This window comes from Flavobacterium sp. LS1P28, from assembly GCF_003970335.1.
In the GTDB taxonomy this organism is placed as follows: domain Bacteria; phylum Bacteroidota; class Bacteroidia; order Flavobacteriales; family Flavobacteriaceae; genus Flavobacterium.
Genome location: NZ_RYDI01000022.1, coordinates 1 through 14545 on the forward strand (window position 1 = coordinate 1; position 14545 = coordinate 14545).

11 protein-coding genes are annotated in these 14545 nt (G+C 34.9%); 3 read left to right on the forward strand and 8 right to left on the reverse strand.

What is annotated here, in order from left to right; translation table 11 throughout:
• The 7 genes from EKL97_RS16125 to EKL97_RS13765 form a co-directional block, all read right to left on the reverse strand.
• On the reverse strand, window positions 1–331 hold a 331-nt coding region (locus tag EKL97_RS16125), incomplete at its 3' end, for a DUF6943 family protein (protein WP_410503683.1).
• Window positions 324–458, reverse strand: coding sequence for a DUF6943 family protein (locus EKL97_RS16130; RefSeq protein ID WP_410503684.1), 135 nt, complete (start codon window positions 456–458; stop codon window positions 324–326). The genes EKL97_RS16125 and EKL97_RS16130, both read right to left, overlap by 8 nt.
• A 1037-nt stretch (window positions 459–1495) precedes the next feature.
• On the reverse strand, window positions 1496–1684 hold the full coding sequence (locus tag EKL97_RS16135) for an SOS response-associated peptidase family protein (protein WP_126569112.1): 189 nt from the start codon (window positions 1682–1684) through the stop codon (window positions 1496–1498).
• Window positions 1685–2164: 480 nt separating this feature from the next.
• The gene (locus EKL97_RS13750) at window positions 2165–3544 is read right to left on the reverse strand and encodes a Gfo/Idh/MocA family protein (protein WP_126455247.1); all 1380 of its coding nucleotides are present in this window, start codon (window positions 3542–3544) and stop codon (window positions 2165–2167) included.
• A gap of 101 nt (window positions 3545–3645) precedes the next feature.
• Window positions 3646–4986 carry a DUF3472 domain-containing protein gene (locus EKL97_RS13755; protein ID WP_233588597.1) on the reverse strand — a complete coding sequence of 447 codons (1341 nt, stop codon included), beginning with the start codon at window positions 4984–4986 and terminating at the stop codon, window positions 3646–3648.
• Window positions 4987–5084: 98 nt separating this feature from the next.
• Window positions 5085–6782: a RagB/SusD family nutrient uptake outer membrane protein gene (locus EKL97_RS13760; protein WP_126455249.1), complete on the reverse strand. Its 1698-nt coding sequence runs from the start codon at window positions 6780–6782 to the stop codon at window positions 5085–5087.
• Between the two features lie 12 nt (window positions 6783–6794).
• On the reverse strand, window positions 6795–9809 hold the full coding sequence (locus EKL97_RS13765) for a SusC/RagA family TonB-linked outer membrane protein (RefSeq protein WP_233588598.1): 3015 nt from the start codon (window positions 9807–9809) through the stop codon (window positions 6795–6797).
• Between the two features lie 732 nt (window positions 9810–10541).
• On the opposite strand from EKL97_RS13765, the gene EKL97_RS13770 reads away from it, so the two are divergent.
• Window positions 10542–11192 (forward strand): sugar-binding protein, encoded by a 651-nt coding sequence (locus EKL97_RS13770; protein ID WP_233588599.1) that lies wholly within the window; start codon window positions 10542–10544, stop codon window positions 11190–11192.
• Between the two features lie 6 nt (window positions 11193–11198).
• On the opposite strand, the gene EKL97_RS13775 is transcribed toward EKL97_RS13770, so the two are convergent.
• A complete protein-coding gene (locus tag EKL97_RS13775) occupies window positions 11199–12239 on the reverse strand; it encodes a LacI family DNA-binding transcriptional regulator (protein WP_126515706.1) in 1041 nt (346 codons plus the stop codon).
• Window positions 12240–12550: 311 nt separating this feature from the next.
• Between EKL97_RS13775 and EKL97_RS13780 the strand changes: the two genes are divergently transcribed.
• Window positions 12551–13651 carry a galactokinase family protein gene (locus EKL97_RS13780; RefSeq protein ID WP_126515707.1) on the forward strand — a complete coding sequence of 367 codons (1101 nt, stop codon included), beginning with the start codon at window positions 12551–12553 and terminating at the stop codon, window positions 13649–13651.
• Window positions 13652–13653: 2 nt separating this feature from the next.
• Window positions 13654–14529 carry a sugar phosphate nucleotidyltransferase gene (locus EKL97_RS13785; protein ID WP_126515708.1) on the forward strand — a complete coding sequence of 292 codons (876 nt, stop codon included), beginning with the start codon at window positions 13654–13656 and terminating at the stop codon, window positions 14527–14529.
• Window positions 14530–14545 lie beyond the last annotated feature (16 nt).

Consider the following 14545-nt stretch of genomic DNA (forward strand, 5'->3'; position numbering starts at 1 on the left):
TGCAATAATTTCGCAACATAGCTTTTCTTATATCATTAATCAATTTGATGTTTTTGTAAAATTGTTCTTCATTAAATTCCAGTATTTTTAAAGCTTTAACAATTTTTTTGTGCAGCTCGTGCTCCTGCAGCATTTCATTTACTTTTGAGTTAAAATCTTTTTTAAAATCGTCGATTCGTAAAAAAGGAATTACGGACTCAACCAGAGATTGGTCCCAGAATCTTGCTTTCCATAAACTATAGGCTAACCAGTAAACCGTTTCGGTATCTCCTTCATTTTGAAATAGTATTACAAAACTATTTGTAAAAGGTTCTTTTTGAGGATTACCAATGTGTTAATATATATTTTTTAGTATTGGTGAATTCCGCTACGCTCCATTTGCCACTATTCATCCCTTTGTTGAGAATAAAGATTTGGTTAGCTTTATAAGCTGCATTTTTTTGGTGTGTTTTAATGATGAAATTCGCCGTGGCGTATTGGTTTTAAAGATTCGACCTTAATTTTTTGAAAAGAAAAAAGAGAAAAAAAGAAAGCTATTTAATCAGCAGAAATGACGAACGAAAATGGAGGGAGGAACGACCGACTGAAAGTGAGGAATGGATGCTATGTTTGCTGGATTTTTTTCTTTTTCTTTTCAAAAAATTGCAATATCGTTTTGTTGAGGTTTTTCTGTGGGCGTTATTGTGATTGCTTCGTTTCTCTCGCAAGGCAATCAAACACCCCCAAGCACCGCAGAAAATGATGATTGTAGCGATAGCGGAAATCATTATTTATCGAGGAGCGCAGTGGCGGGGTTGCGGCAATCGAACAGCCACCTGAAGCCGAGAATTGCAGCTGGTGAGGAACGAGACGCAAAATGAAGGAAGAAGAGCGTGAAACGGTGGGGGAAAAATAGAAGACAGCCGCAGGCGTTCCTTGATTTAGGGCAACGTGACGTTTTTCACGGAACGGCGCCAACCCCGATGGCTGTGCGAAGAGCGCCACCGCTGAAAAAATAAAGGGCGACAGACATGATACTGCTGGAATGCAGTGGAACGTAGCCTGCGGAGTGTAACGGAATGAAGCGGTATTGTGGATGTAATAGCCCTGCCGAACGCAGGGTAGAGAACGTGTGAAGATGAGGAACGAACAGCGGAAAAAATAAGGTTGCCTATTTTTTGGCTGCCTTATTTTTTTGTGCTGTGAAGTGTCTGCGGAATGGAGGGAAACCTAACTAATGAATTGAAATAATAATTGCTTATTTCAAAAAAATGTTCTTATAAAACTGTAAGGTTGACCGACTGGAGCTGCCGAACGGAACAAAGAGAACGACCGCAGAGAGACCGCTTGATTGCACGCGATGAAGAACCTATAGTAGAATTAAAAACCTGGCATGTTTTCCAGTAATGTTGTCAATGATGCCTTCATCATTTAACAGCGATTAAATTTGCCTAATAGAGAAATGCAAAGTACTCTATTAGCTCATAATTCAACTATCTGGATTCATTATTACGGTTTAAAACATTCTTTTTTTACGATTGTGTATTACAGACAAAAGTGTATTGACTTCGGTGGTTAGTATGGTGTATATGTTTTTTATTTCTCCGGTTTCTTTATTTACCCAATTGGAATATAATCCTGCAAAGACAAGAAGTACTTCGTTGGGCAAACTTAATTCATATTTTTTATGCTTTACCTTTAGTATTCAGCCATTACTATTTGTAATACCCATTAACACCCAAACATCTTATATCAACTGAATTTTAAAGGGAGGTTTTTCGTTGACCGTTTCTATTTTGGTGTTAAAGGTGAATTTTTAAATTTCTTCATTTTTGGACCGTGATGGTATTAATCCTCAATTGTAATGGGTTATGATCTGCGGCAAATGCTATATTTTTACGGACCAATTCATCTGACAGTTTGATGATATGCATTAAGTATGTTTTAGTATTTTAATTGTTTAACTATTAAAAGTAAAGGGATTCAACTTTAATTAAAAAGTTAAACCCCTTTACTTTTAAATTTACACCCATTACTGAATAGTATCCTTTGAAACTATTGTTATTATTATCTCAATCCACCACCCAAATCGTATTCTGCATTCATTTATAATGTCATTTAATAATCAACTTTATAAACTACTTTATGTCATAATCCTCTTTTTGAATGATTTTAAAATTAATTTTTATTTAGAAAACTCTAAACCTTTCAATTTTTGCCAACCCCCACGAGTGAAATCAGGAATCTCAACTGGTGCAGAACTGTTATCCAAGGAAATTTCCGTTAGTGGTCCAAGACAAGACCATTCAGCCAAGTCATAAACGTCCATATCCAATGGAAGTCCATTTTGTAAACAATAAATCAAGCGGTAATCCATGATGAAATCCATTCCACCGTGACCGCCTACTTTTTTTGCTTGCTCTTCAATTTCTTTTACAATAGGATGCTTGTATTTTTCCATTAATGCTTTTTTCACGTCTTCAGGAACAAACTTGTGTGCACTCAAGTTTTCATGATTTGGTGCAATATCTGAACCTATCGCTTTTGAATCCAAAGCATATCCTTCAACAGGGTATTTATTAGCAAACCCTTTTGTTCCGCTAAGTTGGTACATACGGCTGTAAGGGCGTGGTGAAGTTACATCATGTTGAATTTGGATTGTTTTTCCTTTTTCGGTACGAATCATAGTCATTGTGTGATCCCCATTTCTAAAGTCCGTTACTTCTATTCCTGATTTTTCTTTAATATACGCAGGATTACCAACGGCTTTAGTATCCATAGAAACCAAATAGTTCATTTTATCTCCGCGGTGAATGTTCAATGCTTGACAAGCCGGTCCCATTCCATGCGTTGCATAAATATCGCCACGGTGTTTTCTATTATAATCCATACGCCAGTTGTTCCAATACTCACCCCAGAAAGGTTGTAAACCGTGGATATAGGATCCCTCGGCATGCAGGATTTCTCCAAACAATCCTTGTTGCGCCATATTTAATGTCGTCAATTCGAAGAAATCGTACACACAATTTTCAAGCTGCATACAATGCTTGCGTGTTTTTTCGGAAGTATTAATCAGATCCCAAATTTCTTCCATGGTCATTGCTCCAGGAACTTCAATAGCTACGTTTTTACCATCTTTCATGGCCTGAACGCCAATTTTCGCATGGTTTTTCCAATCTGTTGCTACATATACAAGATCTACATTAGGAAGAGCAGTTACTTTTCTCCAAGCATTTTCATCTCCAAAAAATTCTTTCGCTTTTGGAAGCCCCGCTTTAGTAAGAATTTCATTTGCTTTAGAAGTGTTTTCTTGTGTCATATCACATAAAGCCACAATTTCAACGCCAGGAATATGTGTCATACGTTCTACTGCACCTGGACCACGCATGCCTAAACCTATGAACGCAATACGCACATTAGGAATGGGAGCTGTTGCAAGACGCAAGACATCGGTTTGTCCTTTATCTCGTTTTGGAGCCGGAGTTTTAATCATTTGAGCCGATACATTGGCCCATCCTAGAAAAAGAAAGGAAATAAGTAGCAATTTAAAAATACTAGTTTTCATAATTTAATTTATTTATTAAAAAAAAGGAAGATAATCAAACTGTAGATTACCCATTCTGCACTATTTTACTATTTGTTGTGTTAGCTTAAACCGTGAGTAATCTATGGTAATTTACTAAAATCAATAACAGGTTTCTTCTGATGTAACGGTCTTGTAAAAACACTTTGAGCTTTGGTAAAATTATTAAAAAAGCCTCCGTTTTTCAAATAGAATGATTCGTTATTTAGCAAACCACCTGAATAATCCATACGGTACCCTTTAGTACCCGTGTTGTCTGTTGTGAATTTTGCGGAGTTAATCTCTGTCCAATTTCCGGTAGCATCACAATACCATTGATTATTGAACAAGACTTCGCGAGATTTATTTCCTTGTTCCGGAGAAAAATTTTCTAAAAACGAATGAAATCGTTTTAGATAAGTATTGGTTTCGGGACGGTTAAAACTGGCGATTAATTGCCATTTATTTAATTCGGGTGCAAAAAAGTAAGCGGTATAGGTCGTTGAATTATCATTTTGAGGAATTCCACGAAGTAAAAACTTATAGGTGTTCCCTGCGATCCAATTGTATTTCAAATAACTTTGTCCGCCGGAACCCTCATTTCCAAATTCACCCGTCGTTACGTTTTCTCCTTTTTTAAGAAGTTTAATTTTTTTGGAATCTGGAATGGTTGCTGGATCATCCGTTACAAATGGACTCCAAACGGAGAACAATACTCTACGCTCTTTATCCGAGTTAACCTGTATACCAAAATATCCTTCTGCAAACCCATTTGCCATATAATAAGACCCTATAATATCTTGTCCTTTTGGTACAGTAACTTCGTTGTAATACCATTCGGCATTTACTTTTTCAGGTACTTGATAATTTAGATGTACAGAAGGACCTCTTCTTCCCCAATGATAAAAACTAGCTTCGTCATTTTGAACAAATGCAATTTTATCTTTCGCAATCGAGCTGTTAATTGTTACTCTTGAAATAGAAGGGAAATGACTTTTATTCTTGCTGATCCCTTTTATTTTTAAAGCAACATAACCCGGTTCCGTAATTTCCCAACGTCCTATTGGGTAAGAATTTTTTTTGGTGTCGTTGAATTCAATACTTTTGGATTCGTCGTTAATGGTGAATTCTAAAGTTGCTTTTCCCAGAACTACCAATGAATCCTTATTTATTGAAAATTCGAACACTCCCGGCTCAGAAATTCGAAAGTAAGCAGTAAAATATTCTTCTGAATTGGTCCAATACTCGATTCCATTTTTTGTAATGGTTTCAACTTCCGCAAAGGGAGTTGAACTAAAAGCATTTCCACCAAGAGGCAGAGAAATTTCGGATATCATTTTAGAATCATCCCCAACAATAGTATCATTTTTTTCATTACCGCTACAAGAAGTAAGTGGAATCAATACTAAGATTACTAATAGGTTTGTAAAGAATTTTTTTTTCATCTATAATTTTTATACTTTTTATGTTCGGTATTTCCCTTTTCTGACCCCTTTTATTCTTAACCAAATGGACGTTTTTACAACCTCATTCTAACCTTTTATTATTGATTTTGGGTCAGCGTTCCAGGATAAGCATTTATTTCTGATTGAGGAATGTACTGTATCACACGCAAACTGGATGCAGGAATATCTTCCATGGCACGATGTGGTCCCGGATAATGACGTGTCATTGTTTGTCCGTTTCTATATACATCATACCCTCTATGTGCTTCGAAAGCTAATTCTAATTGACGTTCTTCATCAATAAATTGAATAGCATTGGCACTCGTTAATGAAGTATATCCAGCACCAGGAATTGATCTTTCTCTTACTATATTTAGGTTAATACGTGCATTTTGATAATCCCCTTTTTTTGCATACGCTTCTGCCATATTCAAATACATTTCAGATAGTCTTGAAATGATTGGCGAATGAAGATGCGAATCGTTATCCTGTAAAGAGCATTTAGTGATATAATACATTGGATATACACGGTTCAATAACATCATAAAATCTTTTTCACCAACATATGTTTTTCCTTTATAGTCAATCGAATAACTATTTTCAGCAGCATTAACTACAGTTAGATCGTATTTATCTGTCCCAATATTAATGTAAAATGTACCGTCAGCATTACGCTTAAGCGGTTGTTGCAAATAGTTATACCCTGTTTGTACTGAGCTGGTATTATACGAATCATGGACAAAACGGAAGGCTTCTGTTTTATTGTCTGATGCATCCAGTGCGTATTGTGGTTTAATAAATGCCCAACGAGCATCATTCTTTTGACCAGACTTGCGCAGTAAATCTAAATATTTAGCACTGGCATACATTTCGCCCCAACCTTGTCCTTGAATATTGGCGTACATGCCGCCAATTCCATAATAGTGATCGAATCCGGAGAACTCTGAAGCCACACGTTTAACAGCAAAAATGGTTTCCGTTTGTCCGGCAGCATCAGGAGCAAAGGTATTGTATTTCATAAAATCCGCTCTACTAAGTAAATTGTAATTTCCACTTGCAATTACTTTTGTAGCATATTCTATGGCAAGAGTAGCATATTCTTGATTTGGACTTTGGTACGTTCCGCTCATGTATAAGTATACTCTGGATAGCATTGCTTGCGCTGCCTCTCTGGTTGCATAAGTCGCACTACGTTTTACGGTCATTAGCGTTTCTGCTTTTTTCAAATCATTAATGGCTTGTTGGTAGCTGTCTTTAATTGTGGATCTGTCTGGGAGACGTAAATTATCAATATCGGCAGGCATTCCGTTTACAATGGGTACTCCCAAATTAGAGTCAGGGGATTGTGCATAAGGTCTACCGTAGGTACGAGACAAATAGAAGTAAATCATTCCTCTTAAGTAGTAGGCTTCTCCTAATTGTTGGTCAATTTGCGCATTTTCACCTTCTGAAATAATTTTGATTAAGTCACTTGATTGTGAAATAATTTTATAACTGTTGTTCCAAAAAACAGATAATCTTCCATTATCCGGTATGTGCTGGTACGAAATAAAGGAATAGAAAGCATCCGTAGAAGTTCCTCTTATCATGATATTATCTCCGGGATATTCCCCTACTCTGTGCATAACATCTGACCAACCTTTAAGTTGTGCGTAACACCCATTCAAAAGTACTTCGACAGCCGCTTCCTTATCTGCAAGGATTTTGTCCTCGGTGTAAGCATTAAAAGGTTCTCTCTCCAGTTCACAAGAGTATAAAAAACTAATTGTAATGAATAATATAAATATCTTTTTCATGATTTATTTTTTTTAAAGAGTAAGATTAAGACCTAATACAAATTTGCGTGTCTGAGGATATACTGAGGTGGCAACTCCTGTTATTTGACCATTACTAGGTGGTATCTCAGGATCAACTCCAGAGAAGTGAGAAATTGTAAATAAGTTTTCTGCAGCTACAAATAATCTAAGATTCGAAATATTAAAACGCTCCACATTTAGATTATATCCTAAAGAAAGGCTTCTCATTTTTAGATAGGTTCCAGTTTCTAAGAAACGAGACGAAGCTTTATTTGAGTTACTTTGATTGTTATAACTGGCTTGAGGATGCGTAGCAATATCACCTGGTTTTTCCCATCGGCTCCATCCGCTGTGAAGATTCATTTGGTTGCGATCTGTATAGGCTCCATCTGAATCAAATTCAGCTCTGGCATAATTATAAATTTCGCCTCCTACTGAATAGGTAAATATGGCAGCAAGATCAAAACTCTTATAATTTAAATTTGTTGAAAATCCACCAAAAAAGGAAGGCGTATACGCTCCCATAGCAATTGGTGTTTTTGAAGCGGCACTATAACTGAAGGTTTTAACGCGTTCTCCTGCTGCATTGGTTTCAAACCATTGTGGTCTTCCGCTCTCTGGATCTACACCAGCCCATTCTGTAAGGTACCACGTATCTACATCCTTTCCGGGAGTCAATAATTTATTAGCTGAACCGGAAATACCAGATCCATCTCTCACGATGATTTGTTGTCTTTCGCCATAAAGACTCGTTACTTTGTTTTTATTCACACCAATATTAGCATCTACAGCCCATCTCCAATCTTCATTATTAATAATTTCAACATTAAGTGCCGCTTCAAAACCTTTATTGCTTACTGCTCCTACGTTTTTCCAAATACTAGTCACTCCAATAACTCCTGGCAAAGGAACTTGGTACAATAAACCCGAAGTATCTTTATCATAATAATCCAAAGTCAGGTTGAATCGTCTTAAAAACGAAATATCTAAACCCACACCGGCCGTATATGTTTTTTCCCAACTTAAATCAGGATTCGCAATTTGAGAAATTATGGCTCCTGGATTTTCATTGTACCCTGTCGTTAATGAATACAGGGCATAGTGTGGATAAAGACTGTTTGGTCTGTTTCCTACTGATCCATAACTGGCTCTAAGTTTTAAATTTGTGATATAATCCGCTTTAAAAAAAGCTTCTTTATGAATATTCCATCCACCACTTACAGAGTAAAAATTCCCGTATTGTGAATTAACCCCAAAATTTGAAGCTCCGTCACGTCTAATCGAAACTTGTGCTAAGTACTTATTATCATAGGTATAATTTACATTCGATAATAATGATTGTACGGCCCATTGCGCTTTGCTTCCTCTCACTCTTTCAGGAATCGAGGCCACATCACTCACTACAAACCCCGGAGCAAATCCAGTTGCAATTCCTACTGTATTTTTAGAATTAAATTCATTCCATTCATAGCCGGCGATGGCATTAAAATCATGTTTTCCAAATGATTTTTTGAATTTGAACAATTGATTGGTATAGGCTCTATTATACGAACTCATATAATCCTCAATTCTTCCTTTTACTGCTAATCCGCTGGAAGAACGTGGATCTGAATAGGAGGTAGAATTTGAATTTGAAAAGATATAACTGTTTACAGAGGCAAAAGTCAGCCAATCCGTAAGTTTTATGTCAAAATCAAAATTACTTCGAATATCATAGGCTTCAGACTCGCTGTAATTCCATTGTAAATCATACAAATAGTTTGATCCGGTGGTGTTTACCCAAGTAGGATTTGGTTGATTTCCTACCAAAGTTCCATCTGCTAAATACGGGTTATCCCAAGGCATATTACCATACATTGCACCAACTGAATGTTGTTTATTTAAAACATCTCTGCGGGTTGCGTTTATCTGTGGGCGTATGGTTAACCAATTATTTACTTTATAACTAAATTTCAATAGTGCATTATACCGTTTGTAGTCATAGCCTCTTATTGCTGCTGTCTCATCATACACCCCCAGAGAAACATAGCTTTTGAAATCCTCATTACCACCACTTATAGAGAGGTTATGATCGGTTGCTAAACCTGTTCTTGTGGCATTATCCCACCAATCAAAGTTTTTATTTCTCAGTTCCGGAGTCCACCACCATGCCGTTGAAAAGTCCTGTTTGTTCGAAAAAGAATCGTACAAGTCATATAATTCATTTCCATTCATTAAGCTGAAATTACCCGTGTTTAATGTGGTAGCAGCCATCTTCGTCGAGAAATTAATAGTTGCTTTGCCTGATTTTCCACTTTTTGTTGTAACCACAATAACTCCGTTAGCCCCTTGAGAACCGTATACAGCAGTAGAGGCTGCATCTTTTAGAATCGTCATAGTTTCAATATCCATGGGATTAATGCTCCCGGCACTACTTCCTACAATAACTCCATCAACAACCCATAGAGGATCTGTACTTCCGTTTACAGTTGTTTTACCTCTAATAATTATTTTACCAGCTTCACCAGGCTGTCCAGATCCAGAATTTACATAAACTCCAGTAGCTTTCCCTGCTAATAAATTTTCAACAGAGGGAGTTGTAGCATCTGTAAGCTTCTTATTGGTAATTGTTTGTAAGGAACCCGTCAAACTTTCTTTTTTAATCGTACTATAGCCAACAATAACGACTTCATTTAATTTTTGTCCGGTTTCTTTTAAAACAATAGTTAATGGGTCATTGCCAATAGCAATTTCTTGTTCTTCCATTCCAATAAATGAAACAACTAAAGTATTATTATTTCCTACTACATCAATAGCAAAATTACCATCAGCATCAGTTTGAACACCAATAGTAGTACCTTTGATAAGCACATTAGCTCCAGGAAGAGGTGCTCCACTTTCATCGGTAACTTTTCCTTTTACAACTTTCTGAACTAATAATACATTAGTTTCGGATAAAGCGATTGTCTTTATGGTCGAAGCAGTAGAAAATTGAAAAGTTAAAGCTAGAAAAGAAAGAATTGTTAATTTAATTTCTTTGTGTGTCATACTTTTAATCCTTAAGCCCCTTGGTTTTTTTTGGGTTAATAATTTCATACTCTTGAAATGGTTTTAGTTAATAATTGTTTGTTGGTTTATTCAGTATTAAGTGTTGTTTGTATGTTTTTTTGATGGACAAAAATGAACTCTAAAAAATTTGATTTATAATTTCTTAACTGAGCTAATTTTTGTCTAAATCCACCCTCTTTTTTTATGCATATTTCTAAATACAGCCTTTGATATAATCTTCAAAAACATTAAATTTTGACCTAATAAAAGATTGATTATTTTTTAATACATGACGAAACTAGAGATTATATTTTTATTAAACAAGGAAAAACACAAATAATGTGCTCGAACACATATTATTTGTGTTGTCGAGCACACAAAAAATACTCGAAACGTTTTTTTAGTACTAAAATTCTAGTTTTTCAATTATAAAATCCTGTGGGGTTTCATATCATTTATTTCAAGTAAAAAAGGACATACTCATTAAATAATAAGAAATTCGGAATTTTTTAAACTAAAAATTAAAACTTCAACAATAGTTACGCACTATAAATTGACCATTTAATCTCAATTTACCATCACTTAATTTTAAATTTAACAGCTAAGAGATGAATGTAAGACTTATAATTAGGCTAAAAAAAGAATAAATAGATTCATTGAAATTTCTTTTAACTATATTTCGAGAATTTCTGTTCAAACACAGTTTCACAGAAATATTAAATACCGTATAAAATGATTCCAGAAATGAAAGAATATGATGTCCATTTAATTGAAAACAAAGATCTGACTGTCTCCGGAAAAGGCGATGACATAGCGTGGGCTGAAGCCCAGATTTTAACTGATTTTTGTTCCCCGTGGAATACTAAAAAAGTAACTGAAACTACATTTAAAGCACTTTGGAATCGAGACAAATTATTTTTTAATTTTACAGTTTTAGATACTGAAATCCACATAGAAAAGCAAGATGAAAGTTTTGAAAGTATTGGGATTTCTGATAGAGTTGAACTCTTTTTCAGAACTGATAATGGACTGAATCCTTATTATTGTTTAGAGATCGACACTTCTGGGCGAATAATGGATTTTATTGCGTATCCTAATAAGAATTTCGATTTCAGTTGGAACTGGCCCAAAAATGATTTAGTAGTTAAATCATCTGTACAAGCTAATACTTTTATGGTTGAGGGATCAATTAGTATCGAATCTTTGAAAAGTCTTAATTTAATAAAAAACAACATTATTGAAACCGGTGTTTTTAGGGCTAAATATAGTAAAGCCCAAAATGAATGTTATGAACCTAATTGGATTACTTGGGTAAACCCAAATACGGAAACTCCCAATTTCCACATTGCATCTTCTTTCGGAGTTTTTATTTTAAAAGAATAAATTTTTTTATTCAATATAATACTCCGCATTTTCCGCGTTCACAATATCAATCGGCAAAAAAATCATTTTTGGAATTTCATTCTGAAAGAGAAAATGTTCCACCAAAGAGGTTATTCCGAGATATGCCTGTCTTTTCTGGTTTTGATGAATCATAAAATCGATGACGCCTTGATTCAAATAAGTAACATTTTCATCAATCAAATCATAACCGACCACTCTAATTTTTTTACCTTTAAATTCACTAATTACCTTAGCAATTTGATACGATTTAGAAGTAGTAACAAAAATTCCTGTAACCTCTGGATTTTCATTCAGGAAAGTATTGCAACTAAGCTCAACATTTGGATTTTTTAATTTTAAAGTGGTAATCGTGTATGGAGAATTTTCTTTCTCATCAAAATAATTTCTAAAACCTTTTTCCTTTTCCTGCATGTGAATTGCATTTTTGTAGGTTTCATCAATATGAACAATGGCAATTTGACCGGTACCGGTAATCGAATCTATTAATTTTGCTGCCACTCGTCCACTTCTAAATAAATCCTGACCAACGAAACTTTTTACAAAACTGGACTCGACTTGGTTATTAAAAGTATTTACAATGATGTTTAACGAATTGTATTCTTCGATAACATCTACAGTTTCTTTATGGAATAAAGGCGTTAGCAAAACAGCATCCGGAGATAATTCCAATACCTCTTTATTCGTTTTTAAAAAGGATTTCTTTTTTTCCGGATTAAAGTAAAAGGTTTCAATAATCAAATTATAGGCTTTGAATTCTTTCACCGCATCATCAATACCACTCAGGCAAGGATGCCAATAAGTATCAATTTTGGGATCAGGAAGAACAATACAAATGCGATAAATTTTATTATTCTTTAAATTCCTAGCAATAAGGTTTGGCTCGTAGTCAATTACTTTTAAAACTTCGTTGACTTTGTCCAAAGCAGCTGGTGAGACTTTACCTCTTTTGTGCAAAACTCTGTCAACAGTTCCTTTCGAAACACCGGCTAATTTAGCAATATCCTTTATTGTATACTTTTTATCCATAATGAGCAAATATATAAAAACTTTGGTTTTATTTTTTTTTGTAAGACTGAATTAACGAATGAGTACCTAATTATACGTTTGACATTCTTTCATTGTTAGTAATAATCTTTTTATGATCGTATTTTTTCATACAATTTAAAAATGTGCTCGACAACACGAAATAAGTGTGTTCGAGCACATTTATTGTTTTTTACTTGTTTTATTAGAATTTAATCTATAGTTTCGTAAAGTAAAACTAAATAAACAGTTAGAATTATAAATAAAATTAGCATTAAACACTATTAATACAGCGTTTTTAACATCTCTAAAAAGTGAAAAAAATTATATCATTAGCTCCTGGACGAACGTGTCTCTTTGGAGATCATCAAGACTATTTAGGTTTGCCCGTCATTGCATGTGCAATCAATCTAAATATAAAATTAACTGCAGTTCAAAATGACACTTCAGTTTTCAGACTAAACATGGAGGATATTAATGAAGTTAGGGTCATTGATATTCACGGTATTTTTTCAGAATTAGCACCTCGAGATTATTTTGCCTCTTCCTTAAGAGTTTTGAGAAGACAAGGTTGTATTCCAACTGTAGGATACGATATTACCATAAAAGGAGATATTCCTATCAATTCCGGAACCTCAAGTTCATCGGCTTTATTAATGGCTTGGATTCATTTTTTGGTTACCGCTTTTGGAGTTGATGCCGAAGTTACTCCGGAATTTATTGCAAAAATGGGGTATGCTTCTGAAGTTTTAGAGCACGGAGAACCAGGCGGAATGATGGATCATTACAGCATCGGAGTGGGCAATATTGTACACATCAATACCAAAGATCCTTTTTCTTATACCATTATTGGAACAGAACTAAAAGGATTAATAACCGGTGTTTCCGGGGTACCTAAAGAAACCATTGGTTTGATAGGAGAATTAAAAGGAAATGCCTTGATTGCAATTGACATTATAAAACAAAATTTTAAAGATTTTGATTTAAATACATCCGAAATAGAAGATTTAGATAAATACTATAATTATTTACCAGACCGATTGATTACTTATTTTGAAGCTGCCATCAAGAATTACCATTATACAAAAGAGGCTTTAAAAGAATTTGAAAAACCAACTCCAGATTTAAAGAAGATTGGTGCTTTAATGAATCAACATCACGCTGTTTTAAGAGATTTATTAAAAATAACTGTGCCAAAAATTGATGCCATGATTAATGCTGCATTGAAAGCTGGGGCGTATGGGGCAAAAATAGTTGGTTCAGGTGGAGGCGGTAGTATTGTAGTACTGGCTGAACCGGGAAATGAAGCTCCAGTAGTGGCAGCAATACTGACTGCAGGGGCAATAGAAGCCTATACGGTAACCGTTGATCCTGGCGCGAGAATACTAGAAAACATTAAAATTTTAAAGAATTAATTATGCATGACAATCTAATTATTTTGGCTGGCGGCGCTTCTTCCAGAATGAAAAAACAAGTTACAGTTGATAATTTGAGTGACGAAGAAATTGCGCAAGCGAATGAAAGAAGTAAAGGATTAATTGGTGTTGGCCCAAATGGAAGACCATTATTGGATTATCTTTTATTGAATGCGAAAAAAGCAGGGTATAAAAATATCTATATTATTATTGGTGAGCGGGGTGATCTATTTAAAGAATTTTACGGAAGTGAAAACAAATACAATGATTTTCATGGTTTAACTATCTCTTTTGCTATTCAATATATTCCGGAAGGAAGAGCCAAACCATTAGGTACTGCAGATGCATTATTTCAAGCTGTAGAACAATATCCGGAACTGAATTCATTGGATTACTCGGTTTGCAACAGCGACAACTTGTATTCAGTCGATGCACTTTATGCGCTTAGAGAAACAGATAGTCCTAATGCTTTTATAAGTTATAATAGAGATGCGATGGAATTTCCATCGGAACGAATTTCTCGATTTGCCATTGCCAAACTCGACCATGATAATCAATTATTTGATATTCTTGAAAAACCAACTGCAGCTAATTTAGAGAGTTACAAAGATTCCGAGGGAAAGTTAAGAGTGAGCATGAATGCTTTTAAATTTAAAGGAGATCTTATCTATCCTTATCTAAAAAACTGTCCCGTTCATCCTGAAAGAGACGAAAAGGAATTACCTACCGTACTTTTAAACGCATTAAAAGAACACCCAAATACCACATTTGGCATCCCTTTTTCTGAACACGTACCGGATTTAACGGCAAAAGAAGACATAGCTGAAGTAAAGGCCTATCTAAAAAAACAGTATCCTGTATTAAATTGGAATGACTAATAATTCTGAAAGGATA

Bases quoted from the DNA above. Each gene is read 5' to 3' on its own strand.
- EKL97_RS13785 (WP_126515708.1), top strand. From the start codon at position 13,654: ATGCATGACAATCTAATTATTTTGGCTGGCGGCGCTTCTTCCAGAATG.
- EKL97_RS13775 (WP_126515706.1), bottom strand. From the start codon at position 12,239: ATGGATAAAAAGTATACAATAAAGGATATTGCTAAATTAGCCGGTGTT.
- EKL97_RS13770 (WP_233588599.1), top strand. From the start codon at position 10,542: ATGATTCCAGAAATGAAAGAATATGATGTCCATTTAATTGAAAACAAA.
- EKL97_RS13755 (WP_233588597.1), bottom strand. From the start codon at position 4,986: ATGAAAAAAAAATTCTTTACAAACCTATTAGTAATCTTAGTATTGATT.
- EKL97_RS13765 (WP_233588598.1), bottom strand. From the start codon at position 9,809: ATGACACACAAAGAAATTAAATTAACAATTCTTTCTTTTCTAGCTTTA.
- EKL97_RS13760 (WP_126455249.1), bottom strand. From the start codon at position 6,782: ATGAAAAAGATATTTATATTATTCATTACAATTAGTTTTTTATACTCT.
- EKL97_RS13750 (WP_126455247.1), bottom strand. From the start codon at position 3,544: ATGAAAACTAGTATTTTTAAATTGCTACTTATTTCCTTTCTTTTTCTA.